Genomic DNA, 22,276 nt, shown 5'->3' with positions numbered 1-22,276 from the left:
AATTTAATGATTAGAATTTAAGTCCACCTTCTCTCGCACCATCAGCTAGAGCTTTCACTCTACCGTGATATACGAAACCGTTTCTGTCAAATACAATACTTTCGATTCCTGCAGCGATAGCTTTAGCAGCAATAGCTTTACCAACTGCAGCAGAAATTTCAGTCTTAGTACCTTTAGCGTCTACACCTTTCTCTCTAGAAGAAGCTGCTACTAAAGTTTTACCATTTTTATCATCGATTAACTGAGCGTAAATTTCCTTATTACTTTTATATACAGATAATCTTGGCAATTCAGAAGAACCAGAGATTTTCCCTCTTACTCTTCTTTTGATTCTTATTCTTTTTTCTAATTTACTTAATGCCATAATACTTATAATTTATTAAGCAGATTTACCAGCTTTACGTCTAACAATTTCTCCTACGAATCTTACACCTTTTCCTTTGTATGGCTCAGGCTTTCTGAAAGAACGGATCTTTGCAGTAACCATTCCTAGAAGTTGCTTGTCGTGAGACGCTAAAGTAATAATTGGGTTTTTACCTTTTTCAGTCAATGTATCAATTTTTACTTCAATTGGAAGTTCTAATACGATACCGTGAGAGAATCCTAAAGCTAACTCAAGTTTTTGACCTGTGTGAGAAGCTCTATATCCTACCCCTACTAGTTCTAGTTTCTTTTCGAAACCTTCTGATACACCTACGATCATGTTGGCGATCAACGCTCTGTATAAACCGTGAAGCGCTTTGTGTTGCTTAGAATCAGATGGTCTGTTTACATTAAGCTCGCCATCTTTTTGTTCTAAAGTAATTCCTGCTGTAAGCTCCTGAGAAAGTTCTCCTTTAGCTCCTTTTACTGTTACAACACCGTTATTTTCAGTGACTGTAATTCCAGCTGGAATTGTTATAATTGCTTTACCAATTCTTGACATTTTCCTCTGATTAAAAATTAATAAACATAGCAGATTACTTCACCGCCTACTTTCTCTTCTCTAGCTTTCTTGTCAGTCATTACTCCTTTAGAAGTAGAGATGATAGAAATACCCAAACCGTTTAGTACTCTTGGAAGTTCAGTAGAACCTTTGTACTGTCTCAAACCTGGTCTAGAAGCTCTTTGAATAGACTTGATAGCAGGTTTGTTAGTTTGCTTATCGTACTTTAAAGCGATTTTGATCACTCCTTGAACAGCGCTATCTTCAAACTTAAAGTTTAAGATATACCCTTGATCAAATAAGATCTTAGTAATCTCCTTTTTGATTTTCGATGCAGGAATTTCCACCACTTTGTGGCCTGCGCTTTGTGCGTTCCTTACTCTTGTTAGGAAATCTGAAATTGGATCTGTTACCATTTTTCTTTTATAAATTATTGGTTAAAGACAATCAGTATTGAAAAGACTTGAAGAGAAAAATATCAGACTTCAGAAAACTTCGGTCTGATATTTATATTCTTTAGTATCTTGACAACTTAATTGTCTCGATTTTAATTAGTAATTATTACCAACTAGCTTTTCTTACACCTGGGATAAGACCGTTGTTTGCCATTTCTCTGAAAGTTACTCTGGAAAGTCCGAACGTTCTCATATATCCTCTTGGTCTACCTGTCAGTTTACATCTGTTGTGTAATCTTACAGGAGAAGCATTTTTAGGTAATTTCTGAAGTCCTTCATAATCACCAGCTTCTTTTAAAGCTTTTCTTTTGTCAGCGTATTTAGCAACTAGTGCTTCTCTTTTGCGCTCACGCGCTTTCATTGATTCTTTAGCCATTTCTTAGTTCTTTTTAAATGGTAAACCGAAGTGAGTTAATAATGCTTTAGCTTCTTTATCTGTCTTCGCAGTAGTAACAAAAGTAATGTCCATCCCTTGGATTTTTTTCACTTTGTCGATTACGATTTCAGGGAAGATAATTTGCTCAGTAATACCTAAGTTGTAGTTACCTCTACCATCGAAACCATCTGCTTTGATACCAGAGAAGTCTCTGATACGTGGTAAAGCAGAAGAAGTAAGTCTGTCTAAGAACTCATACATTCTGTGAGCTCTCAAAGTTACTTTCGCACCTACAGGCATTCCTTTTCTAAGTTTGAATGCAGCCTCATCTTTCTTAGAGATTGTACCAACTGCTTTCTGACCTGTGATGTTTGTAAGTTCTTCTACAGCATAATCGATAATTTTCTTATCAGCAGTAGCGTCACCTAAACCTTGTGATACAACGATTTTTTCTAATCTAGGTACCTGCATAACTGACTTGTACCCAAATTCTTCCATCATTGCAGGAACAATTTGCTCTTTATATACTTTTTTGGGTCTTGCTATAAATTCCATGTGTTAATTCAAATTATAAAGTTTCACCCGTTTTTTTGTTGATTCTTACTTTCGTATCTCCTTCGATTTTGTAACCGATTTTGATAGCTTTTCCGTCTTTACCAACTAAAGCTACGTTTGAGATATGAATAGAAGCTTCCTTTTCTGTAATTCCTCCTTGAGGATTTGCAGCTGAAGGCTTAACGTGTTTTTTAACGATATTAAGTCCTGCAACGATTACTCTAGGGTCTTTTCCTTCTTTCTTGATCACTTCAATAACTTCACCAGTTTTACCTTTGATATCTTTCTTACCAGTAGTAATGATTACGTTATCTCCTCTTTTTATTTTTAACTTTGACATTTCTTTAAAAATTTTAAAAATTAAAGTACTTCAGGAGCTAATGAAATGATTTTCATATATTCTTTGTCTCTCAACTCACGAGCAACCGGTCCGAAAACACGTGTTCCTCTCATTTCTCCTGCTGCATTTAGTAATACACAAGCATTATCGTCGAATTTGATGTATGAACCATCTTTTCTTCTTACTGCTTTTTTAGTTCTTACTACTACAGCTTTAGATACCTGACCTTTTTTTGCATTTCCTGATGGTGTAGAATCCTTGATAGTAACAACGATTTTATCACCAACTGAAGCATATCTTCTTCTGGTTCCTCCCAGAACTCTGATAACTAGTACTTCTTTAGCACCTGTGTTATCAGCAACTTTTAATCTTGATTCTGTTTGTAACATTATTACTTAGCTTTTTCAATGATTCTTACTAATCTCCATCTCTTGCTCTTGCTCATAGGTCTAGTTTCTTGGATAAGAACTGTATCACCTTCTGTGCATTCGTTGTTCTCGTCGTGTGCAGTATATTTCTTCGTCTTCAAAACGAATTTACCGTACATCGGGTGCTTTACTCTTGTAGTTTCACTAACAACAATAGTTTTTTCCATTTTATTGCTGGAAACCACTCCGATTCTTTCTTTTCTTAAATTTCTATCCATTGTAAAATGAAATTATTGTTTGTTAGTTAACTCAGTGTTTAGTCTTGCGATTGTTCTTCTCAAATCTTTGATTTGAATCGGGTTTTCAATTGGGCTGATTGCATGAGCTAATTTCAATTTAGAATATTGAGCTTTTGCTTCAGTTAATTGAGCTTGAATATCTCCCGCGCTTAAATTTTTAATATCAGCATTTTTCATTGTATTCAAAGATTATAGAGGTTTAACAAAATCGTTAGCAACGACGAATTTAGTAACTACTGGTAATTTTTGTGCTGCAAGTCTTAAAGCTTCCTTAGCGATTTCGTAAGGTACACCTCCAACTTCGAACATAATTTTACCTGGTTTTACTACAGCTACCCAATATTCAACAGCACCCTTACCTTTACCCATCCTTACTTCGGCTGGTTTCTTTGTAATTGGCTTATCTGGGAATATTTTGATCCATAGCTGACCTTCTCTCTTCATATATCTTGTTGCCGCGATACGAGCCGCTTCAATTTGTCTAGCTGTGATCCAAGCGCCTTCCGTCGCTTTAATCCCGAAAGTTCCGTAAGCAAGTTGATTACCTCTTTGAGCAATCCCCTTCATCTTCATCTTATGAACTCTACGGAATTTGGTTCTTTTTGGTTGTAACATAATTTCTAAATTTTAGATTTTAGATTTTAGATTTTAGATTTTTTTTATTTTAAAAAAGTAACGGTAATTTAAAATTCAAAATGTCTAATCTAAAATTTTTAATTATTATTGTTATTATTGTTATTATTTTTTCTAGGTCTTCTGTTGTCTCTGTCTCCTCCTCTGTTTCTATCTCCTGACTGACCTCCTTTTTTCTGTTGTCCTACTAGTGGGGAAAGTTCTCTTTTACCATAAACTTCACCTTTCATAATCCAAACTTTAACACCTAGTCTACCATAAGTAGTGTGAGCTTCAGCCCAGTGATAATCGATATCAGCTCTGAAAGTTGACAATGGAATTCTTCCGTCTTTGAAAGATTCGCTTCTTGCCATTTCAGCACCGTTCAATCTTCCTGAGATCTGAACTTTAATACCTTCAGCACCCATTCTCATAGTACTTGCCATTGCCATTTTAACAGCTCTTCTGTAAGAAATTCTGTTTTCAATTTGCTTAGAAATACTATCAGCAACTAGTACAGCGTCTAATTCAGGTCTTTTGATTTCAAAGATGTTGATTTGAATATCCTTACCAGTAAGTTTCTTCAATTCTTCTTTCAATTTATCAACTTCCTGACCTCCTTTACCGATGATAAGTCCCGGTCTAGCAGTAGTAATTGTAACTGTTACTAATTTTAGTGTTCTTTCAATATAAATTTTTGAAATACCACCTTTAGATAATCTAGCCTCAAGGTATCTTCTGATTTTGTAGTCTTCAGCGATTCTGTCTCCATAATCGTTTCCACCAAACCAGTTAGAATCCCATCCTCTGATGATACCTAATCTATTACCAATTGGATTTGTCTTCTGTCCCATACCTTGATTAATTTTCTTTATTACCTAAGATTAATGTAATGTGGTTTGATCTTTTTCTGATTCTATACCCTCTACCTTGTGGAGCTGGTCTTAGTCTCTTCAATTGTCTTGCACTATCTACAAAAATTTCTTTAACGATAAGATTAGCTTCTTCAATATCAGCGCCTTCGTTTTTAGCTTGCCAGTTGGCCATAGCTGAAAGTAGGACTTTCTCTAATTTGTTAGAAGCGTCTTTTTTAGAATATTTAAGGATGTATAAAGCTTTGTCTACTTCTACCCCTCTGATGATATCAGCTACTAATCTCATCTTTCTTGGAGAAGACGGGCAATCGTTATGTAATGCTTTTACTACATCTTGATTTGTTAATTTACGTGCTAATGCACTTTCTCTTTTTCTTGATCCCATGATTATCTACTTCCTTTGTTTTTATTACCACCATGACCTCTGAAAGATCTTGTTGGAGAAAATTCGCCTAACTTGTGACCAACCATGTTTTCTGTAACATATACAGGGATAAATGATTTCCCGTTGTGTACAGCAATAGTTTGTCCTACGAAGTCTGGAGAGATCATAGATGCTCTAGACCAAGTTTTAATAACTGTCTTCTTACCAGACTCTATGTTTGTCTGAACCTTCTTATCTAAAGTATGATGAATGAATGGTCCTTTTTTAAGTGATCTTGCCATAATTATTTACGTTTAGATATGATATGACGGTTAGACGCTTTATTTTTCTTTCTGGTTTTGTAACCTTTAGCAGGCATACCGTTTCTAGATCTTGGGTGACCTCCTGAAGAACGTCCTTCACCACCTCCCATTGGGTGATCTACTGGGTTCATTACAACCGCTCTAGTTCTTGGTCTTCTACCTAACCATCTGCTTCTACCAGCCTTACCTGATACAGTTAACTGATGATCTGAGTTGGAAACAGATCCAATCATTGCATAACATTCAGTAAGGATCATTCTTGATTCTCCTGAAGGCAATTTGATGATTGCATATTTACCATCTCTAGAAGTCAATTGAGCTGAAGAACCAGCACTTCTTGCTAAAATAGCACCTTGACCAGGCTTCATTTCAACACAAGAAATAACAGTACCTAATGGAATGTTTTTCAACTTCATTGCGTTCCCTACATTTGGTTCTACGCTTTCTCCAGAAATCACTTTCTGATCAACTTTGATACCGTTTGGAGCGATGATATATCTCTTCTCTCCGTCAGCATACTCTAATAAAGCGATAAATGCAGTTCTGTTTGGATCGTATTCTACAGATTTTACAGTGGCTTCAACGTTTTCTTTGTTTCTTTTGAAGTCAATAATTCTGTATTTCTTTTTGTGTCCACCTCCGGTGTAACGCATGGTCATTTTACCAGTTTGGTTACGTCCACCTGACTTACTAATACCAACTGTTAGAGATTTCTCTGGTTTGTTGGTAGTAATTTCTTCAAAATTGTTAACAATTCTGAATCTCTGTCCCGGGGTGATAGGTTTTAATTTTCTAACAGACATTACTATTATTTATAATTAATAATTAATTTACAGCAAAAATATCGATAACTTCACCTTCAACAAGCTTGATTACCGCCTTTTTCAATTTGTTTGTCTTTCCTACTTGAAGACCTTTTTTAGTGTACTTTGAAGAAACCTTCGGAGCATAAATCATTGTGTTAACGTCTGCTACTTTTACACCGTAAGCTGCTTCAACAGCTTTTTTAATCTGGATTTTATTCGCCTTAGGTTCAACTAAGAAAGAATAAGAACCTCTTAAATCTGTAAGGTAATTAGCCTTTTCTGAAATAACTGGTTTAATAATAATAGACATGACTTATTTCTTTAAATTTTCCTGGAATTTTTCAACTGCACCTTCGAAGAAAATAATTTCACCTGCATTTACTAAATCGTAAGAACTGATCTCGTTGAAGTTCATTACTTTAGTTTTAGGTAAGTTTCTTGAAGATAAATACACATTCTTGTTAGCTTCAGGAAGAACGAATAAAGATTTCTTACCGCTAAGTTCCAATGCGTTTAATACATTGATGAAATCTTTAGTCTTAGGAGCACCAAAGCTCAAATCTTCTAAAACTTTAATGCTGTTGTCTCTCATTTTCTGAGATAAAACAGATTTTTTAGCTAATCTCTTAAGAGCTTTGTTCAATTTGAATCTGTAGTCTCTTGGTTTTGGTCCGAATACTCTACCTCCACCTCTGAAAGTTGGAGATTTGATATCACCATATCTAGCAGATCCTGATCCTTTTTGCTTCTTAAGCTTTTTAGTAGAAGCAGTAATTTCGCTTCTTTCTTTTGCTTTATGAGTACCCTGTCTTTGTGCAGCAAGATACTGTTTAACTTCTAAGTAAACCGCGTGCTGATTTGGCTCAATTCCGAATACTGTTTCGTCTAGAGTTACTTTTCTTCCGGTCTCCTTTCCTGATGTATTTAATACTACTAGTTCCATTTTCTGATAATTACATAAGAATTTTTAGCTCCCGGAACAGCACCTTTTACTACTAAAAGATTTTGTTCTTGATCAACTTTTAACACTTGAAGGTTTTGAACAGTTACCTGCTCACCTCCCATTCTTCCAGCCATTCTCATCCCTTTGAATACTCTTGAAGGGTCTGAACCAGCACCGATAGAACCTGGAGCTCTAAGTCTGTTGTGCTGACCATGAGTTGCCTGCATTACACCTCCAAATCCGTGTCTTTTAACAACACCCTGGAAGCCTTTACCTTTTGAAGTTCCTGTTACGTCAACATATTCACCTTCGATGAATAGATCAACTTTTACTTCTTCTCCTACTTTAGCATCTGAGAATCCATCATGGAATTCTACTAATTTAGCTTTAGGAGCAGAACCAGCCTTTTTAAAATGGCCAGCTAACGCTTTACCAACGTTCTTCTCACTCTTGTCATCGAAACCTAATTGAACAGCTGTATAACCGTCTTTTTCTAAGGTTCTGACCTGTAAAATCGAGCATGGACCTGCTTGAATAACTGTACAAGGAATGTTTTTCCCTTCTTCGTTAAACAAAGATGTCATACCGATTTTTTTACCAATAATACCTGACATTGTTTATATTATAATAAAATTTATCCTCTATTTTTTCCCACTTTCCGGAAGTCTGAAGTAATTTCTACTTTTGATATAGGCATACTACGCTCCTAAAATGAGAGTGCAAATTTATGAATAATTTTATAACTGACAAATATTTTAAGTAAAATATTTTGATTTTTAATTGATTAGATAATTTTGAAAAAACTCAGAGCACATTTCTCCAGCATTTATTTTGTTTTTAAAAAAGAAATTAAGATGAGGGTATTATTTTGCAATTACATTAACTCCAATTTCTTCCAGCTTAGCCTGATCCTCAAAAGAAATACCATTATCTGTAATCAGGTAGTCTATCTGATCAAGACCTGCTATTTTACCAAATCCTTTTTTATTAAGCTTGGAAGAATCAGCAAGGATCACCGTCTGATCTGCACAATCAATCATCACCTGATTAAGATGTGCCTCTGCAGCGTTAGAAGTACTGATTCCAAATTCAAGATCAATACCATCTACTCCCAGAAAGAGTTTATTACATGAAAACTGCTTAATAATGCCTTCCGAAATGGACCCTACTATCGAAGTAGAGCTTTTTCTAACTTCTCCGCCTAACTGTATAATATTAATGTTAGGATTATTACAAAGTTCAATAGCAACCCTCAGAGAAGAGGTCAGTACGGTAAGCGGACCAAAATTCACCAGCATCCGTGCAAGATAATGCATTGTAGTACCGGACGCCAGTATAATACAGTCATTTTCCTGAATCAACGGAAGAGCAGCTTTTGCAATAGCCTGCTTAGCCTCTACATTTATATTTTCTTTCTCTACCACATTTTTTTCATAAGCATAACGTACTTGCTTGCTTGCTCCGCCATGATTTCTAAAAAGAAGCCCTAAGCTTTCAAGATAGTTCAAATCCTTTCGAATCGTAACTGAAGAAACATTGAGTTTTTCGCACAGATCCTGAACAAGCACATGCCCCTTCTCATCAAGCTCTTTCAATATTTCATCATGCCTTGGTATTAGCTTTTCCATTTTATTCGTTTCCTCAAAATTACCTCTTTTTTTTTAGATCTTAAAATTTCATTTATTTTCTTTTTGCTTTCATTTTTAATTTATATATTTGAAAACGAAACATAAACGAAACATTTATGAAACGAAACGAAGAACTCAGTAAATTAACCGATGTAAAGGAATGGGACTTTATTGTCATAGGAGGAGGAGCCAGTGGTTTAGGTTCGGCACTAGACGCAGTAAGCAGAGGATTCAAAACTTTATTGCTTGAATCTCATGACTTTGCGAAAGCAACATCCAGCAGAAGTACCAAATTGGTACATGGTGGAGTAAGATATTTAGCACAGGGAGATGTAGGATTGGTAAAGGAAGCTCTTAAAGAAAGAGGACTGCTGGCGAAAAATGCAGCGCATATCGTAAAAAATCAATCTTTTATTATTCCTAATTATACCTGGTGGGGCGGGATCTATTATAAAATAGGATTGTCCGTTTATGATTTCCTTGCCGGAAAACTCAGTTTGGGCAAAACGAGATACATCAGCAAATCAAAAACCGTTGAAAAACTTCCTACTATTGAACAAAACCATTTAATGAGTGGTGTTGTTTATCAGGACGGACAGTTTGATGACGCCAGACTTGCGATCAATCTAACCCAGACGATCATTGAAAAAGGAGGAAGTGCAGTCAATTATGTAAAAGTGATCAACCTTTTAAAAGATAGCTCCGACAAAGTGATTGGCGTTGTAGCAGAAGACCAGTTTTCGAAACAACAATATCAGATTCATGCTAAAGTGGTCATCAATGCAACAGGGGTATTTACCAATGATATTCTCAATATGAATAATCCCAAACATGGTAAATTAGTTGTTCCAAGTCAGGGAATCCATTTAGTACTGGATAAATCGTTCCTTAAAAGTGACGACGCCATTATGATTCCAAAAACGTCAGACGGAAGAGTTCTTTTTGTTGTTCCATGGCATGACAGAGCTTTAGTAGGAACTACGGATACCCTTTTAAAGGATGAAAGTTTCGAACCGCGCGCTTTAGAAGAAGAGATCAATTTCGTTTTAAATACAGCAAGACAATATTTATCTAAAAAACCGACTCGTGAGGATGTAAAATCAGTTTTTGCAGGACTTCGCCCGCTTGCTGCTCCAAAAGACGGAAGTAAAAGTACGAAGGAAGTTTCCAGAAGCCACAAAGTCATTACTTCTGAAACAGGATTAGTTTCCATTATTGGCGGTAAATGGACGACTTACCGTAAAATGGCTGAAGATACAGTGGACGAAGCAATGAAAGTTCACAGACTTGGAAATACATCTTCCAAAACAGAACACCTTTCTATCCATGGAAATGTAAAGCCCGAACAAGTAGACAGATCCAATCATTTATATGTTTACGGGTCTGACATTCCTGAAATAAAAACTTTACAAAACAGCAATCCGCGATATGCTCAAAAAATTCACCCTGATCATGATTTCACAGTTGCAGAAGTGGTATGGGCTTTAAGAAGTGAGATGGCAGAAACCATTGAAGACATTCTGGCAAGAAGAGTACGTCTGTTGTTTTTAGATGCAAGAGCAGCTATTGACAGCGCTCACAATGTAGCAAGAATCATTGCTGAAGAAAAAGGATATTCTGAAGAATGGGCACAGCAGCAGGAAAATGAATTCATAGAATTGGCAAAAGGATATTTATTAACACCTTATTCACCTAAAGTAATCAACCTCAATTAATCGCTTTATGAATGAACAATTAATTCTCGCTTTAGACCAAGGAACGACTTCCTCACGAGCGATCTTATTCAACCACAGCGGAGAAATAAAATATGTATCTCAGAAAGATTTCAGACAAATATTCCCTACCCCGGGCTGGGTAGAACATGATCCGAATGAAATCTGGTCATCACAGATCTCCGTAGCGGCAGAAATTATAGCCAAAGCAGGCATCTCCGGACTGGAAGTTGCTGCAATCGGTATTACCAATCAACGGGAGACTACTGTTGTCTGGGACAAAGAAACAGGGGAACCTATTTATAATGCTATTGTATGGCAGGACCGCAGAACTTCAAAATACTGCGATGAACTAAAAGATCAGGGACACGCCGAGGTCATTCATCAAAAAACGGGGCTTGTACTGGATGCTTATTTTTCTGCAACCAAGCTGAAATGGATTCTTGACAATGTAGAGGGAGCCAGAGAGAAAGCAGAAGCAGGAAAACTATGCTTCGGCACTGTTGATACCTGGCTGGTCTGGAAACTGACCCGTGGGAAAATGTTTATCACAGATGTATCCAATGCGAGCAGAACTATGCTTCTCAACATTCACACCCTGGAATGGGACAATGACTTACTAGAGTTATTTAATATCCCAAGGTCTATCCTTCCTGCCGTAAAACAGAGCAGCGAAATATATGGAGAAACTGCCACTACTCTATTTTCCACAAAAATTCCGATTGCAGGAATTGCAGGAGATCAGCAGGCAGCCTTATTCGGGCAGATGTGTACAACCCCCGGAATGGTAAAAAATACATATGGAACAGGATGTTTCTTATTAATGAATACAGGAACAGAAGCTGTTTCCTCAAAAAATAATCTTCTTACAACCGTTGCCTGGAAAATAAATGGAGAGGTCAACTATGCGCTGGAAGGCAGCGTTTTTGTAGGCGGAGCAGCCATTCAGTGGTTGCGGGACGGGCTTAAACTTATTCATTCTTCTGAAGAGGTAAATAAACTGGCTTCTACGGTAAAAGATAATGGTGGGGTTTATTTTGTACCTGCTCTTACAGGGCTTGGTGCCCCTTATTGGGACCAGTATGCCCGTGGAACAATCGTAGGAATTACCCGTGGTACAACAGATGGCCATATCGCAAGAGCAACATTAGAAGGAATCGCATTCCAGGTCTATGAAATTGTAAAAGCAATGGAGGCAGATTCAGGAAGAGAAAGCTTTGAACTGAGAGTAGATGGAGGTGCTTCGGCAAGTGATCTGCTGATGCAGATACAATCTGACTTATTTGGTTTTAAAATAACGAGACCAAAAACCCTGGAAACCACAGCACTTGGAGCAGCTTACCTGGCAGGCCTTGCAGTAGGATACTGGAAAAGCATAGATGAAATACAGGCTCAATGGATTGTAGACAAAGACTTTCATCCTCAATTGGAAAGAGAGCAAGTGGATAAAATGACCCACTTCTGGAAGAAAGCTGTAAAAAGCGCTCAAAGCTGGATAGAAGATTAATCGCCCTCACCTTAAAAAATACATATATGACTCCATTTATCGCAGAAGTAATCGGAACGATGCTTCTTATATTATTGGGCAACGGCGTTGTAGCTAATGTTGTCTTAAAAGATACTAAAGGAAATAATTCCGGATGGATTGTTATTACTACAGCCTGGGCACTGGCAGTATTTGTAGGGGTCACCGTGGCAGGACCAATAAGTGGAGCACATCTGAACCCTGCTGTGACAATAGGCCTCGCTGTAGCAGGAAAGTTCTCATGGGATCTGGTTCCTACTTATATTGCCGCACAAATGATTGGAGGAATGCTGGGAGCTTTTCTGGTCTGGCTGTTTCATAAAGACCATTTCGCCATCACGGAAGATGAAGGCGCAAAACTGGCCTGTTTCAGCACAACTCCAGCTATCAGGAGAACATCATCTAATCTTATAAGTGAGATCATAGGAACGTTTGTACTTGTATTCAGTATATTTTATTTTGCCAATCCAAGTATTTCTTTAGAGGCAGATCCTACAGCTAAAGTAGGACTTGGCTCTATAGGAGCCATACCTGTAACGTTTGTGGTATGGGCAATAGGATTATCTCTAGGGGGAACTACAGGATACGCTATCAACCCTGCCAGAGATTTAGCCCCAAGAATTATGCATGCTATTCTTCCTGTAAAAGGCAGCAGCGATTGGGGATACGCATGGATTCCCGTAGTAGGCCCTGTTACGGGAGCTATTATTGCCGCTGTTTTATATGGATTTTTAAAGTAAAAGCCATGATGAAAAAAATCTTACACGGAATCTTCCTTCTCACTCTGGGTACAGGAAGATTGTTTTCACAGGAAAACACTGATGCCAAAGAGGGAAGGCTGGACTTTACCGCCAACATTCAGAACAACCATATATGGAGAGGACTTATCATTACGGATAAACCTGTTGTGATGGGAAACTTGTCCTATGCTTTAGATGCGGAAAAGAAATGGAAGATTGGTATCTGGGGCGCTTCTGCCTTAGCAGATGATAAAGACAACACCCATTATAAGGAGATCAATTATTATGTTCAGTATTCTGACGGACGACTTTATATAGGATTATGGGATCTTTATAATTCAAGGAACATCAATACGGCAATAGCGGCAGATGACATCTTCAGCTATTCCCAAAGAAGAACTGCTCATATTATCGATCTAAGAACTAATTATACGTTTGGTCCTTCGTTCCCCATCAATATTGAAGCTGATATTATGCTTTACGGAGGAGCTAATGCCGGAGAAGTGGTTCTGGAACCAGATGGAAGCTATAAAAAGAACAAATATTCTACTTACATACAGGCCAGCTACCCTGTCATCAAGGGCCAGAAAGTGAACCTGGATGCTTTTGTAGGAGCAGGATTTACACTTAATGACAGTACGTTTCTGTATGGAAATGGTAAAAATAGCTTTGACATAGTGAATGTTGGAGTAAAAGCAGGAAAAGTGGTTAAAATCACCGAGCATTATAGTCTTCCCGTTTCCATGATGGCGATGTGGAATCCTTCTAACAAGTACGCAAGAATTCAATTAGCAGCTACCGTTTTTTAATATAACTTTAACTAAATTATACTAAACCACTTCTTTGGGGAGTGGTTTTCTTTATTCTACCGGCAGCCCGTAACAATTCTACCGACCTATGACCAATTATATTAATTCTAAACTTAGAAATCTTTAACATTTTCTAAAAGAATAGCCTCCGGCACAAAATAACCGGGTTTTTACGGTTTACAGGTTTCGCAGATATATTTAATTTTGAAGAAAAAGGATTATGAAAAAAATTTTCGCTCTAATGATCTTCTGTTTCAGTATTTTTACTTTAGCACAACAGGTAAAAGTTCCATTTGTAGGACATCGGAGTTTTGATATTCTGGAAGGATATAGTGGTACCGGAACTCCTCATTATTATCTGGATGTAAAAAAGAGCGGTGATGTCCACTTCGGATATGTGCAGGTAAATCAGGCTAACGGAAAGGAAACCACAGAAGAAATAAATGCCGGTAAATATTCTCCTGACAAAGTAATGAAAGTACATTTTAAAAAATTTAATGAAACTCTACTAGTCAAGTTTGATAAGAATAAAATTTATCTTACTGATGAAAAAGGAAATATTAAAAGTCTTGAAGGCTGCTGTTCTTCAAGTGAAAGCATTGATAAAGAAACCTGTACTTGTGAAAGCGGATTATATGAATAATTAAATACCGCAAGCCCCGGCTTCATCCTTCATTACGACCGAAAGCCAATCACCTGGGTTTTACGGTTTAAAATTTGTGTAGATATTTTTAACTTTGAAAGAAAATAATAAAAAAGGATTCAGAAAAAAATGGAGAAATTTCATTTTTAAAAATACAAGGAAACCTTTTATATAAAATTCAATCAAAAAAATCTACCCTTTCAGATCCGCTTGGAAAAATCAAAAAGTCCCAAATCTAAGATGGCTGAAATAAGTATGGTTGTAAAACTATCTCATATCAATGAAAATAATAAAATTCTTATTCCTGCTCTTCTTTATTACTTCATGCAGCAAGAAGGAAAACCATAATTATACATTCTATTACTGGAAAACCAATTTGAAATTGGACAAGGAAGAGACAAAAGTATTGGAGCAAGCTTCTACCCCATATTTATACACAAGATTCTTTGATGTTGATAAAGTAGGCGGAAAATTTCAGCCCGTTGCCGTCATCACAAAAGATAAAAGCTTCCAAACAGATAAAGAGATTGTCCCTACCGTCTTTATCACCAATCCAACGATGCTAAATATTTCTGCTGAGGAAATTCAATTTCTGGCGAAAAGCATTGATCATTTAATTCAAAAGAAAGCCAAGGAATATCATCTAAAAACTGGTAATGAGATTCAGATTGACTGTGACTGGACAGCTGGAACTAGGGATGATTATTTTAAATTTTTAAAAGAATTAAAAAAAGTTTCCGGAAAGGAAATCACCTGTACATTGCGTCTCCATCAGGTCAAGAATAAAAAACAAACAGGCATTCCTCCGGTAGAAAAAGTATATCTGATGTGCTACTCCACTTCTTCACCTTTGGAAAAATCTGATAAAAACTCTATCCTTGATGTCAATATTCTGAAAAGCTATCTTTCAAAACTGGAGGACTACCCGATCCGGAACATCGAAGTTGCACTGCCAATTTATTCCTGGGGGATCATTACCAACCATTTGGAAAAACACAAACTCATTAATGCATTATCTAAAAAGGATCTTGAAAACCCGAATTTTAAAAAAATATCAGAATATGAAGCTGAAATTCAGAAAGACGGATTCTACTTCGGAAGTTATCTGAATAAAGGGTTCCGAATAAAGGTGGAGGAAATATCCCAGAACCAGCTGGAGGATGTTATTCATTTCCTTGAGAAAAAAATACCGAACTTTACTATTATTTATTATCAATTAGATAGTAAATTTGTTTTAAATCGAAAATTTTAAATCTCGTGAAGATTGTGCGGAGTTTTCAGATTTTATCATAGTTTCTTCTTCTGACAAAAGCCGCCTGATATTTTAATAGTATAACGATTATATAAAAAACTAAAAAACACCACACCCTATGAAAAAGTATATTCTTTCGCTTGCGGTAGTATCACTTTTCTATACACAATCTGACGCCTGTGCGTGGTCAGATCCGGATTATGAATACTTTAATTTATTTACACAAAGCATCATAAAAGATAAGTCTTACCTTCCTTTTCTACATAACTACTCATCGAGATTTTACACGGATTACAATGCATCCCTGATCCCTGATGATAATATTGAAACGTGGAAAAAATTCTTCAACAATCAGCTCACTTATGCAGATACTCAGAATCTGGTTTATAAAATGAGCATGAATGATCTGAATGCACTAAAAGCCGGCAAACCTGCCAATCCGATTTTACAGAAACTGGGAACCGGTTTTTATCAGAAATATCATGAAGCTATTGATTACCTGATTGAGGCCAAATATCTGGAGCCTTATATGAGTATCAATTATGTAGAAAGTGAAAATTCATTTTATTATGACAGAGATGCCAATAGGAAGAATGCCACGGCTCTTGATTACAACAAAACAATTGCAGCTTTAGCATCTTTGTATAATGCGGCAAGAAATCCTGAAATTAAGCAGCGTTACGGATATCAGCTGGTTCGTCTGAATCATTATACAAGAAATTATGACGCTGCATTACAGGCATTCAAAACTTATATAGAGCCTGTCAAATTAAAAGGTGCTGTTTACTTTATGGCACTGGATCAGCTTGCAGGGGCACAAAGAGGTTTAGAGATGAACAGTGATGCCAACTGGAACTTCTTTCAGGTATTTATGAACAGTAAAGACCGTAAGGAGTCTGCTTTTGTTTCTATGAAACTTTCGGATACGGCTTCTTTCAGTAATATTATGAAAAGAGCGGGAACAAATGAGGAAAAAAACATGGCTTATTTTCTTTTGGGCTATGAGGATTACAACAATCCTATTCCTATTATGGAAAAGATGTACGACATCAATCCTGATTCTGAGATCCTGAAAGTAATGGCAGTAAGAAGTATCAATGAGCTTGAAAGAAACTACCTGCCTACTTATTATTATACCGAAGACGCTGCTCAGAAAACAGCCGCAAAAAAAGATAATACGGAAAATAGTTCTTCGAAAAATACTTCCGCAGACAAACCTACATCGGAAGTAAAAGAAGAAAAGCTTTCTTTCTGGCAGAAAATTGTAAGGTTCTTTAAAAATCTTTTCGGAGGCTCCAAGTCCGATAAAACCGATAATGAAGGCAAAGCTGACCTAAGTGATGATGAGCTTTTCAGCAACCCGGACCGAATTCCTTTTTATTCCAGAACAAACTATTGGTATGATGAGAAGACTCAGGATTATCTCGAGGATCTTGAGAAATTCACAGAGAAAACAAAAGAAAAATCCAAAGACGAATACTGGCAGATTGCTGATGCTTATCTTAAGTTTTTAAAGAAAGACTATAAAGGAAGTTCTGAAATCCTGAACGACATTAAAACCACCAATCCCGAATATCTGGAGGAAATCAAAAGAATGAAAGTTCTTAACGATATTGTTTCCCAGCCCAAAATTGATGCTGCCTATGAGGATCATTTAATGAAAGATTATGCGGAATATTTTGTAGAGAAAGAAGTAAAGAAGGATACTGTAAGTACAGATGATTATTACGGGGACACTCATTCAACCGCCGATTTCCTTAAAGATGTTATTGCCAACCGCTACTTCCTTCAGGGAGAAGACGGAAAGTCATTTTTAATGAATAATAAGCTTTCTGACTTACAATACAACCCGAACTCCAACCTGGTAAAGAGCGTTGAAGAGTTCTATAGAAAACCTAACAAAACCAAGTTTGAGCAGCAGATCATTGCTAAAAACATGGACAGCGTAGGAAATATAGATGCTTTTTTCAGTACTATTTATGGAGACCGGGCGATGAGGCTTGCTGACTTTGAAAAGGCAAAATCATATTACGAAAAGGCTCAGAACTTCAAGGGAATTCCGAGGGTAAACTATGACTGGACAGAGACGGAAGGTCGAAAAACCACAGAAAAACAATATGAATCTGCTGAATACAATGGTTTTAAAAACATCCCTAATCTTGTTTTCGGCCATAATGTTTGGGAAAGCTTTGGGAGCCCTGAAAATGAAAGTATGAAGGCCGAAAACTACTCCGATTTTCCTTTTATTAAAAACAGCATGGACAAACTTGAACTGGCGAATGTACTTATCCAGCTTAAGAAAATCGGAACCGGAAATGATGAAAAGGCTGCAAAGGCCAACCAGCTCATTGGGAATCTGCTATATAATACATCTATTTTAGGATATTACCGACAGCTTTTCGTAATGGACATAGACAACAGCAACGGAGGAAAATATAACTTCTCGAATACAGACAGGGCTAACCCTTACAAGTATTATTATAAAAACTTCCTTGACAAGACTTATATTGAGCCGGATAATTTTGATTTAGCCATTGGCTATTATCAGAAAGCCCTTAAGCTGTTAAACAATAAGGAAGAAAAAGCAAGAGTACTGTTCCAGATGGCAAGTGCTGAACAGGGTAAATATTACCAGTATGAAGCAAAAGCTCCTAAAGATTTTGACTATTCTGATCCAAAATGGTCTGAAAAAGAAGATGCCCGCCAGAAAGAGATGGATAATCTGAAGAACCAAAAATACAGAACCTACTTTGCACAGCTGAAAGCACAATATTCAGATACGGAAACTACAAAGGATCTGATGGGAAGCTGTTCATATTTTAGTTATTTTATGAAATAAAATTCACTAACAGGCCTTTTACCGCAACTACGGAAAACTCTTCTCAAAAAGGAAGAGTTTTTTGCAAAAAAGGTTGAATTTTGAACCTTAAAATTTAAAATACTAAATCCATGAAATCAACAAGTGCTGTAGAAAAGGGCAACAAGCCCCACCAGCAAGCGCCAAAGCAGACTGCTCATTCTTCGAATCTCAGTGCAGAAGCCCTGTATAAAAAACTCAAAGAAAGCTTAGACAGAACCGGCAATATCAATCATCCTGAGACTAAAAAGATTGAAAAAAGCTATATGATGACTTTAAGTATTGATCAGTTGCATCTTTATAATGACATGAAATTGAAAGCACTTCTTCCAGACGGATCACCTAAAAAAAGAACATGTGGTACCTGTGGTAGAAAAGAATCTAGTGATCAGAAGGCTTATAGGCTAAAATATCAGGAGATTGCTGAAACAGTTAATGCAGCTTCCGGAGGAGGGCTTTCCCGTGAAAAGTCAGATAAGGAAGTTGATCCCTATTCGTTGTTTTATCAATGGGTATTTGGAACAGGAAAAGCCGTGAGAAATTTTGATGAAAATTCTAAAATGGGAAACCAATTCTTAAATATTGAGGAAATATATTATGGGATAGAAAAGCTTGTAGACAGTTATATAGATAAAGGTACCAGAACCAGGGATGTCAGCCGAAATAATCCTGAGAAATTTAATACAGGGAATCAGTGGTTAGATGATAAAACCTATATGGCTGATGCTTTAAGCAACATTATTACTAATCCAACAAGTACATTTCATGGAAGTTTCAATGCAACGGCAAGGATTATAAAAGTGGATCATGGGAATCTTGTAGATACTTATACTGTGAGAGTAACTTGTACAGATCATATGGGCGCAACGTCGGGTACTAGAAATCCTCCGGTTAAAGGTAAATATTCCGGCAAGGCTACTATTCCCAACAACTATTATGGTCCCAATGGATATATGAGAACAATACAGGTCAATTATAATCTGACAACCAAAATACATAAGGCTGCTATCTCAAGACAAGTGTCTAATTTATTCAAATAAAAACATAATAACTTAATAAATAATATGAAAAATAATACGTTTGTAAAGTTTGTATTAATACTACTATTTTCTATCGGTTTATTCAGCTGTAACTATTACAGTGAAAAAGACGCAAAAAAATACTTACCCGGTAAATACTTATATACATTTCCATCAGGAGAGGCTTCAATACTAAAAGTTAATTCAGACTTTACATTTAACAATAGAGTTTATTCTAAAGATAAAAAACAGGTGTTATATGAAACGAATGGAACCATTGAAGTAGATGGGAGACACATTACATTTAATAATTTTTTGTTGTTTACTGATCACAATGAATCGGAGATGATATTTTCAAAACCTCTTGTGGGTGATTCACCAAACGGGTATTGGGAAAAACCAAAAAATGATAAAGATGTTTTAGAAATTGTATATAACGCATATAATTTCATATTCAAAAAAATAGAATAATGATCTTCATCTAAAGTTTGCGACGCCTTTTTGCTGTTCAAAGTCTCTACGACTGAACAGATAAAGAACAATACAGGTCATTATAATCTGACAACTAAGATACATAAGGCTGCTATCTCAAGACAAGTGTCTAATTTATTCAATTAAAAACATAATAATTTAATATGATAAAGAATAAGCTTGTAAAGTTTGTATTAATAATACTATTTTCTCTGTGTTTATTCAGCTGTAACTTTTATAGTGAAAAAGATGCAAAAAAATACTTACCCGGTACCTATTTATATCAATTTCCATCAGGAGAAACATCGATACTCGTAGTTAATCAAGACTTTAAATTTAACAATAAAGTTTATTCTAAAGATAAAAAATATCTACTATACAAAACGAATGGTACAATGGAGGTAGAGGGCAGACACATTACATTTTATTATTTCTTGTTGTTTTTTGATCACAATGAATCAGAAATGGTATTCTCAAAACCTGATGTTGGTCTTTTAACGAATAGTTATTGGGAAAAACCCAAAGATGATAAAGATGTTTCAACAATTGAAATTAACTCATACAATTACATATTCAAAAAAATAGAATAATGATCTTAATATAAAGTTTACGACGTCTTTTTGCTATTCAAAGTCTCTACCATTGAACATATAAAGAACAATACAAGTCCTTTATCATCTGACGACCAGGATACATAAGGCTGCTATCTCAAGACAAGTGTCTAATTTATTCAATTAAAAGCATAATAATTTAAGATGATAAATAATAAACTTGTAAAGTTTGTATTAATAATACTCTTTTCTATCGGTTTATTCAGCTGTAACTATTATAGTGAAAAAGATGCAAAAAAATACTTACCCGGTAAATACTTATATACATTTCCATCAGGAGAGGCTTCGATACTTATAGTTAATTCAGACTTTACATTTAGCAATAAAATTTATTCTAAAGATAAAAAACAGGTATTATATGAATCGAATGGAACCATTGAAGCAGACGAGAAAACCATTACATGTTATAATTTTTTATTGTTTAGTGATCACAATGAGTCGGATATGGTATTCTCAAAACCTGACATTGGTGCTTCGACTGCTTATTGGGAAAAACCTGAAGATAGTAAAGATGTTTTAGAAATTGAATTTAACGTATATAATTACATATTCAAAAAAATAGAATAATGATCTTCATCTAAAGTTTGCGACGCCTTTTTGCTGTTCAAGGTCTCTACCATTGAACAGATAAAATAATTACTCAATTCGGAAGTTTCTGATATTTCAAAAATATCAATACATTTACAAATACAGTAAAAGACTGTCCTAAACTTTGGAAAAAACTTCTTATTGCAATTACAGGAAACACCCCTTCAAAAACAAGGAATTCACCAAAAAAAAGGCGAATTTTGAATCTTAAAACTATTAACATGAAATCACTAAACCCTGTAGAAAAAAGCAATAAGCCTCACCTGCAAGTGCAACGACCAACGACTCATCATTCGAACTTAGGTTCAGAATTACTATATAAAAAACTTCAAGAAAGCCTGTCAAGAACCGGCAATATTAATCATCCTGAGACAATAGAGATTGAAAAAGACTATATAAGAACATTAAGTATTGATCAGATGCGCCATTATAACGATATGCAACCTGGCACTAGTGTTTCAGAAGGTCTTAATAATTCCAAAAATAAGGAAAATGTTTACCCAAATGCTGCATCAGGATGGTTTTTGAATCTTTTAACTGGTGAAGTTGGATGGTTTGCAAGTTCCCGTGATGCATTTATATTTTGGAATATCCCAATGTTGACCAGAGAAGAAGCAGTAATAAGGAATTTGGGACGCAATATAATGATTACTCCACCTAATTTGACTACTTCTCAAAAAATTGCCGTTGAATCTGACAGAAACTATTTTTTAAAAGGCCATGCAACTGATTTTGTTTATAGCCAATTTACTCAAGAAGAATTAATTATTAACCTAAAAGGAGTTGAATATAATGTAAACATAGATTTGGCACCCTATTTCATTGAGTTGACAAAGCAAAATTTAATAAATAAATATTATTCATATAAATTTATTAAGGCAGGAGAAATGGAACTTGATCAAAAAGCGGCTAAATTAATAAAGAAAAATGGTTATCTTATTTCTAGTTTTTTAGCAAAACAAGTTTTAAATAAAGTCGTTAATTTTGGAAGATTTGGAGGATTAGGCGGCCTGCTAAGCCCAATATTAGTTAATGATAAAAATAAAACATTACAAGGGCAAATTGATAGAAGAACAGAAGAATTATTTGAACAATATAATAAAAAGATGTTACCTTTATTGAAAAGTAAAGAAATATTTACTAGGGACAAAGATTATACAATTAGTGAAAAAAAATAAAA

At 35.7% G+C, this 22,276-nt stretch carries 30 protein-coding genes; 12 read left to right on the top strand and 18 right to left on the bottom strand.

Features of this window, described 5'->3' with window-relative positions:
- Positions 1-10: 10 nt before the first annotated feature.
- From rplR to LF887_RS01850, 18 genes are all read right to left on the bottom strand, one after another.
- Positions 11-364, bottom strand: coding sequence for a 50S ribosomal protein L18 (gene rplR, locus LF887_RS01935; protein ID WP_236857139.1), 354 nt, complete (start codon positions 362-364; stop codon positions 11-13).
- Positions 365-379: 15 nt separating this feature from the next.
- Complete coding sequence (rplF, locus tag LF887_RS01930) at positions 380-925, bottom strand: 50S ribosomal protein L6 (RefSeq protein WP_236857138.1); 546 nt, start codon at positions 923-925, stop codon at positions 380-382.
- A 17-nt stretch (positions 926-942) separates the two neighbouring features.
- Positions 943-1,341, bottom strand: coding sequence for a 30S ribosomal protein S8 (rpsH, locus tag LF887_RS01925; RefSeq protein WP_236857137.1), 399 nt, complete (start codon positions 1,339-1,341; stop codon positions 943-945).
- Positions 1,342-1,486: 145 nt separating this feature from the next.
- Positions 1,487-1,756 (bottom strand): 30S ribosomal protein S14, encoded by a 270-nt coding sequence (rpsN, locus tag LF887_RS01920; RefSeq protein WP_076353267.1) that lies wholly within the window; start codon positions 1,754-1,756, stop codon positions 1,487-1,489.
- A 3-nt stretch (positions 1,757-1,759) separates the two neighbouring features.
- Complete coding sequence (gene rplE, locus LF887_RS01915; protein ID WP_123945195.1) at positions 1,760-2,311, bottom strand: 50S ribosomal protein L5; 552 nt, start codon at positions 2,309-2,311, stop codon at positions 1,760-1,762.
- Between the two features lie 13 nt (positions 2,312-2,324).
- Positions 2,325-2,651 carry a 50S ribosomal protein L24 gene (rplX, locus tag LF887_RS01910; RefSeq protein ID WP_236857136.1) on the bottom strand — a complete coding sequence of 109 codons (327 nt, stop codon included), beginning with the start codon at positions 2,649-2,651 and terminating at the stop codon, positions 2,325-2,327.
- A gap of 20 nt (positions 2,652-2,671) precedes the next feature.
- The gene (gene rplN, locus LF887_RS01905; RefSeq protein ID WP_002983226.1) at positions 2,672-3,040 is read right to left on the bottom strand and encodes a 50S ribosomal protein L14; all 369 of its coding nucleotides are present in this window, start codon (positions 3,038-3,040) and stop codon (positions 2,672-2,674) included.
- 2 nt (positions 3,041-3,042) lie between these two features.
- Positions 3,043-3,297, bottom strand: a complete 255-nt coding sequence (gene rpsQ / locus LF887_RS01900) for a 30S ribosomal protein S17 (RefSeq protein ID WP_027387210.1) — start codon at positions 3,295-3,297, stop codon at positions 3,043-3,045.
- Positions 3,298-3,309: 12 nt separating this feature from the next.
- Entirely contained in the window at positions 3,310-3,495 is a 186-nt protein-coding gene (gene rpmC / locus LF887_RS01895) for a 50S ribosomal protein L29 (RefSeq protein ID WP_027371716.1), read from the bottom strand.
- A 12-nt stretch (positions 3,496-3,507) separates the two neighbouring features.
- Positions 3,508-3,933: a 50S ribosomal protein L16 gene (gene rplP / locus LF887_RS01890; RefSeq protein ID WP_172284535.1), complete on the bottom strand. Its 426-nt coding sequence runs from the start codon at positions 3,931-3,933 to the stop codon at positions 3,508-3,510.
- Positions 3,934-4,031: 98 nt separating this feature from the next.
- Positions 4,032-4,784, bottom strand: a complete 753-nt coding sequence (gene rpsC / locus LF887_RS01885) for a 30S ribosomal protein S3 (RefSeq protein ID WP_047491426.1) — start codon at positions 4,782-4,784, stop codon at positions 4,032-4,034.
- A 7-nt stretch (positions 4,785-4,791) separates the two neighbouring features.
- A complete protein-coding gene (rplV, locus tag LF887_RS01880; RefSeq protein WP_034702853.1) occupies positions 4,792-5,190 on the bottom strand; it encodes a 50S ribosomal protein L22 in 399 nt (132 codons plus the stop codon).
- Positions 5,191-5,192: 2 nt separating this feature from the next.
- Positions 5,193-5,471, bottom strand: coding sequence for a 30S ribosomal protein S19 (rpsS, locus tag LF887_RS01875; RefSeq protein ID WP_034702850.1), 279 nt, complete (start codon positions 5,469-5,471; stop codon positions 5,193-5,195).
- Positions 5,472-5,473: 2 nt separating this feature from the next.
- Entirely contained in the window at positions 5,474-6,295 is an 822-nt protein-coding gene (rplB, locus tag LF887_RS01870; RefSeq protein WP_236857135.1) for a 50S ribosomal protein L2, read from the bottom strand.
- A 22-nt stretch (positions 6,296-6,317) separates the two neighbouring features.
- Positions 6,318-6,608 carry a 50S ribosomal protein L23 gene (gene rplW / locus LF887_RS01865; RefSeq protein WP_105702145.1) on the bottom strand — a complete coding sequence of 97 codons (291 nt, stop codon included), beginning with the start codon at positions 6,606-6,608 and terminating at the stop codon, positions 6,318-6,320.
- Positions 6,609-6,611: 3 nt separating this feature from the next.
- Positions 6,612-7,241 carry a 50S ribosomal protein L4 gene (rplD, locus tag LF887_RS01860; RefSeq protein WP_236857134.1) on the bottom strand — a complete coding sequence of 210 codons (630 nt, stop codon included), beginning with the start codon at positions 7,239-7,241 and terminating at the stop codon, positions 6,612-6,614.
- The gene (gene rplC, locus LF887_RS01855; protein ID WP_236857133.1) at positions 7,232-7,855 is read right to left on the bottom strand and encodes a 50S ribosomal protein L3; all 624 of its coding nucleotides are present in this window, start codon (positions 7,853-7,855) and stop codon (positions 7,232-7,234) included. Before rplC ends, rplD begins: the two co-directional genes overlap by 10 nt.
- Before the next feature lie 249 nt (positions 7,856-8,104).
- Entirely contained in the window at positions 8,105-8,869 is a 765-nt protein-coding gene (locus tag LF887_RS01850) for a DeoR/GlpR family DNA-binding transcription regulator (protein WP_236857132.1), read from the bottom strand.
- A 116-nt stretch (positions 8,870-8,985) separates the two neighbouring features.
- On the opposite strand from LF887_RS01850, the gene LF887_RS01845 reads away from it, so the two are divergent.
- From LF887_RS01845 to LF887_RS01790, 12 genes are all read left to right on the top strand, one after another.
- Positions 8,986-10,584: a glycerol-3-phosphate dehydrogenase/oxidase gene (locus LF887_RS01845; RefSeq protein ID WP_236857131.1), complete on the top strand. Its 1,599-nt coding sequence runs from the start codon at positions 8,986-8,988 to the stop codon at positions 10,582-10,584.
- Positions 10,585-10,591: 7 nt separating this feature from the next.
- On the top strand, positions 10,592-12,088 hold the full coding sequence (gene glpK / locus LF887_RS01840; RefSeq protein ID WP_236857130.1) for a glycerol kinase GlpK: 1,497 nt from the start codon (positions 10,592-10,594) through the stop codon (positions 12,086-12,088).
- A 26-nt stretch (positions 12,089-12,114) separates the two neighbouring features.
- Entirely contained in the window at positions 12,115-12,846 is a 732-nt protein-coding gene (locus LF887_RS01835) for an MIP/aquaporin family protein (protein WP_236857129.1), read from the top strand.
- A gap of 5 nt (positions 12,847-12,851) precedes the next feature.
- Positions 12,852-13,655 carry a hypothetical protein gene (locus tag LF887_RS01830; RefSeq protein WP_410680741.1) on the top strand — a complete coding sequence of 268 codons (804 nt, stop codon included), beginning with the start codon at positions 12,852-12,854 and terminating at the stop codon, positions 13,653-13,655.
- Between the two features lie 220 nt (positions 13,656-13,875).
- A complete protein-coding gene (locus tag LF887_RS01825) occupies positions 13,876-14,298 on the top strand; it encodes a hypothetical protein (RefSeq protein WP_236857128.1) in 423 nt (140 codons plus the stop codon).
- Between the two features lie 280 nt (positions 14,299-14,578).
- A complete protein-coding gene (locus tag LF887_RS01820) occupies positions 14,579-15,550 on the top strand; it encodes a hypothetical protein (protein WP_236857127.1) in 972 nt (323 codons plus the stop codon).
- A gap of 118 nt (positions 15,551-15,668) precedes the next feature.
- Complete coding sequence (locus LF887_RS01815) at positions 15,669-18,389, top strand: hypothetical protein (RefSeq protein WP_236857126.1); 2,721 nt, start codon at positions 15,669-15,671, stop codon at positions 18,387-18,389.
- A 110-nt stretch (positions 18,390-18,499) separates the two neighbouring features.
- The gene (locus tag LF887_RS01810; RefSeq protein ID WP_236857125.1) at positions 18,500-19,447 is read left to right on the top strand and encodes a hypothetical protein; all 948 of its coding nucleotides are present in this window, start codon (positions 18,500-18,502) and stop codon (positions 19,445-19,447) included.
- A 24-nt stretch (positions 19,448-19,471) separates the two neighbouring features.
- Positions 19,472-19,897, top strand: coding sequence for a hypothetical protein (locus LF887_RS01805; RefSeq protein WP_236857124.1), 426 nt, complete (start codon positions 19,472-19,474; stop codon positions 19,895-19,897).
- Between the two features lie 164 nt (positions 19,898-20,061).
- Positions 20,062-20,487: a hypothetical protein gene (locus LF887_RS01800; RefSeq protein ID WP_236857123.1), complete on the top strand. Its 426-nt coding sequence runs from the start codon at positions 20,062-20,064 to the stop codon at positions 20,485-20,487.
- Positions 20,488-20,652: 165 nt separating this feature from the next.
- Complete coding sequence (locus LF887_RS01795; RefSeq protein WP_236857122.1) at positions 20,653-21,075, top strand: hypothetical protein; 423 nt, start codon at positions 20,653-20,655, stop codon at positions 21,073-21,075.
- Between the two features lie 242 nt (positions 21,076-21,317).
- On the top strand, positions 21,318-22,274 hold the full coding sequence (locus LF887_RS01790) for a hypothetical protein (RefSeq protein WP_236857121.1): 957 nt from the start codon (positions 21,318-21,320) through the stop codon (positions 22,272-22,274).
- Positions 22,275-22,276: the final 2 nt, after the last annotated feature.

The sequence above is a fragment of the Chryseobacterium sp. MEBOG06 genome, from assembly GCF_021869765.1.
Taxonomy (GTDB): domain Bacteria; phylum Bacteroidota; class Bacteroidia; order Flavobacteriales; family Weeksellaceae; genus Chryseobacterium.
The sequence above is the reverse complement of the archived record's forward strand: the minus strand, read 5'-3'. Positions and strand labels throughout refer to the sequence as shown.

Coding starts and splice junctions, on each gene's coding strand:
- rplR (WP_236857139.1), bottom strand. CDS start 364: ATGGCATTAAGTAAATTAGAAAAAAGAATAAGAATCAAAAGAAGAGTA.
- LF887_RS01795 (WP_236857122.1), top strand. CDS start 20,653: ATGATAAATAATAAACTTGTAAAGTTTGTATTAATAATACTCTTTTCT.
- rplW (WP_105702145.1), bottom strand. CDS start 6,608: ATGTCTATTATTATTAAACCAGTTATTTCAGAAAAGGCTAATTACCTT.
- rplD (WP_236857134.1), bottom strand. CDS start 7,241: ATGGAACTAGTAGTATTAAATACATCAGGAAAGGAGACCGGAAGAAAA.
- LF887_RS01850 (WP_236857132.1), bottom strand. CDS start 8,869: ATGGAAAAGCTAATACCAAGGCATGATGAAATATTGAAAGAGCTTGAT.
- rpsC (WP_047491426.1), bottom strand. CDS start 4,784: ATGGGACAGAAGACAAATCCAATTGGTAATAGATTAGGTATCATCAGA.
- rplE (WP_123945195.1), bottom strand. CDS start 2,311: ATGGAATTTATAGCAAGACCCAAAAAAGTATATAAAGAGCAAATTGTT.
- rpmC (WP_027371716.1), bottom strand. CDS start 3,495: ATGAAAAATGCTGATATTAAAAATTTAAGCGCGGGAGATATTCAAGCT.
- LF887_RS01845 (WP_236857131.1), top strand. CDS start 8,986: ATGAAACGAAACGAAGAACTCAGTAAATTAACCGATGTAAAGGAATGG.
- LF887_RS01810 (WP_236857125.1), top strand. CDS start 18,500: ATGAAATCAACAAGTGCTGTAGAAAAGGGCAACAAGCCCCACCAGCAA.
- LF887_RS01805 (WP_236857124.1), top strand. CDS start 19,472: ATGAAAAATAATACGTTTGTAAAGTTTGTATTAATACTACTATTTTCT.
- LF887_RS01830 (WP_410680741.1), top strand. CDS start 12,852: ATGATGAAAAAAATCTTACACGGAATCTTCCTTCTCACTCTGGGTACA.
- rplF (WP_236857138.1), bottom strand. CDS start 925: ATGTCAAGAATTGGTAAAGCAATTATAACAATTCCAGCTGGAATTACA.
- rplX (WP_236857136.1), bottom strand. CDS start 2,651: ATGTCAAAGTTAAAAATAAAAAGAGGAGATAACGTAATCATTACTACT.
- rpsN (WP_076353267.1), bottom strand. CDS start 1,756: ATGGCTAAAGAATCAATGAAAGCGCGTGAGCGCAAAAGAGAAGCACTA.
- LF887_RS01815 (WP_236857126.1), top strand. CDS start 15,669: ATGAAAAAGTATATTCTTTCGCTTGCGGTAGTATCACTTTTCTATACA.
- LF887_RS01825 (WP_236857128.1), top strand. CDS start 13,876: ATGAAAAAAATTTTCGCTCTAATGATCTTCTGTTTCAGTATTTTTACT.
- rplV (WP_034702853.1), bottom strand. CDS start 5,190: ATGGGATCAAGAAAAAGAGAAAGTGCATTAGCACGTAAATTAACAAAT.
- glpK (WP_236857130.1), top strand. CDS start 10,592: ATGAATGAACAATTAATTCTCGCTTTAGACCAAGGAACGACTTCCTCA.
- rplP (WP_172284535.1), bottom strand. CDS start 3,933: ATGTTACAACCAAAAAGAACCAAATTCCGTAGAGTTCATAAGATGAAG.
- LF887_RS01800 (WP_236857123.1), top strand. CDS start 20,062: ATGATAAAGAATAAGCTTGTAAAGTTTGTATTAATAATACTATTTTCT.
- rpsS (WP_034702850.1), bottom strand. CDS start 5,471: ATGGCAAGATCACTTAAAAAAGGACCATTCATTCATCATACTTTAGAT.
- rplB (WP_236857135.1), bottom strand. CDS start 6,295: ATGTCTGTTAGAAAATTAAAACCTATCACCCCGGGACAGAGATTCAGA.
- rpsQ (WP_027387210.1), bottom strand. CDS start 3,297: ATGGATAGAAATTTAAGAAAAGAAAGAATCGGAGTGGTTTCCAGCAAT.
- LF887_RS01820 (WP_236857127.1), top strand. CDS start 14,579: ATGAAAATAATAAAATTCTTATTCCTGCTCTTCTTTATTACTTCATGC.
- rpsH (WP_236857137.1), bottom strand. CDS start 1,341: ATGGTAACAGATCCAATTTCAGATTTCCTAACAAGAGTAAGGAACGCA.
- LF887_RS01835 (WP_236857129.1), top strand. CDS start 12,115: ATGACTCCATTTATCGCAGAAGTAATCGGAACGATGCTTCTTATATTA.
- rplN (WP_002983226.1), bottom strand. CDS start 3,040: ATGTTACAAACAGAATCAAGATTAAAAGTTGCTGATAACACAGGTGCT.
- LF887_RS01790 (WP_236857121.1), top strand. CDS start 21,318: ATGAAATCACTAAACCCTGTAGAAAAAAGCAATAAGCCTCACCTGCAA.
- rplC (WP_236857133.1), bottom strand. CDS start 7,855: ATGTCAGGTATTATTGGTAAAAAAATCGGTATGACATCTTTGTTTAAC.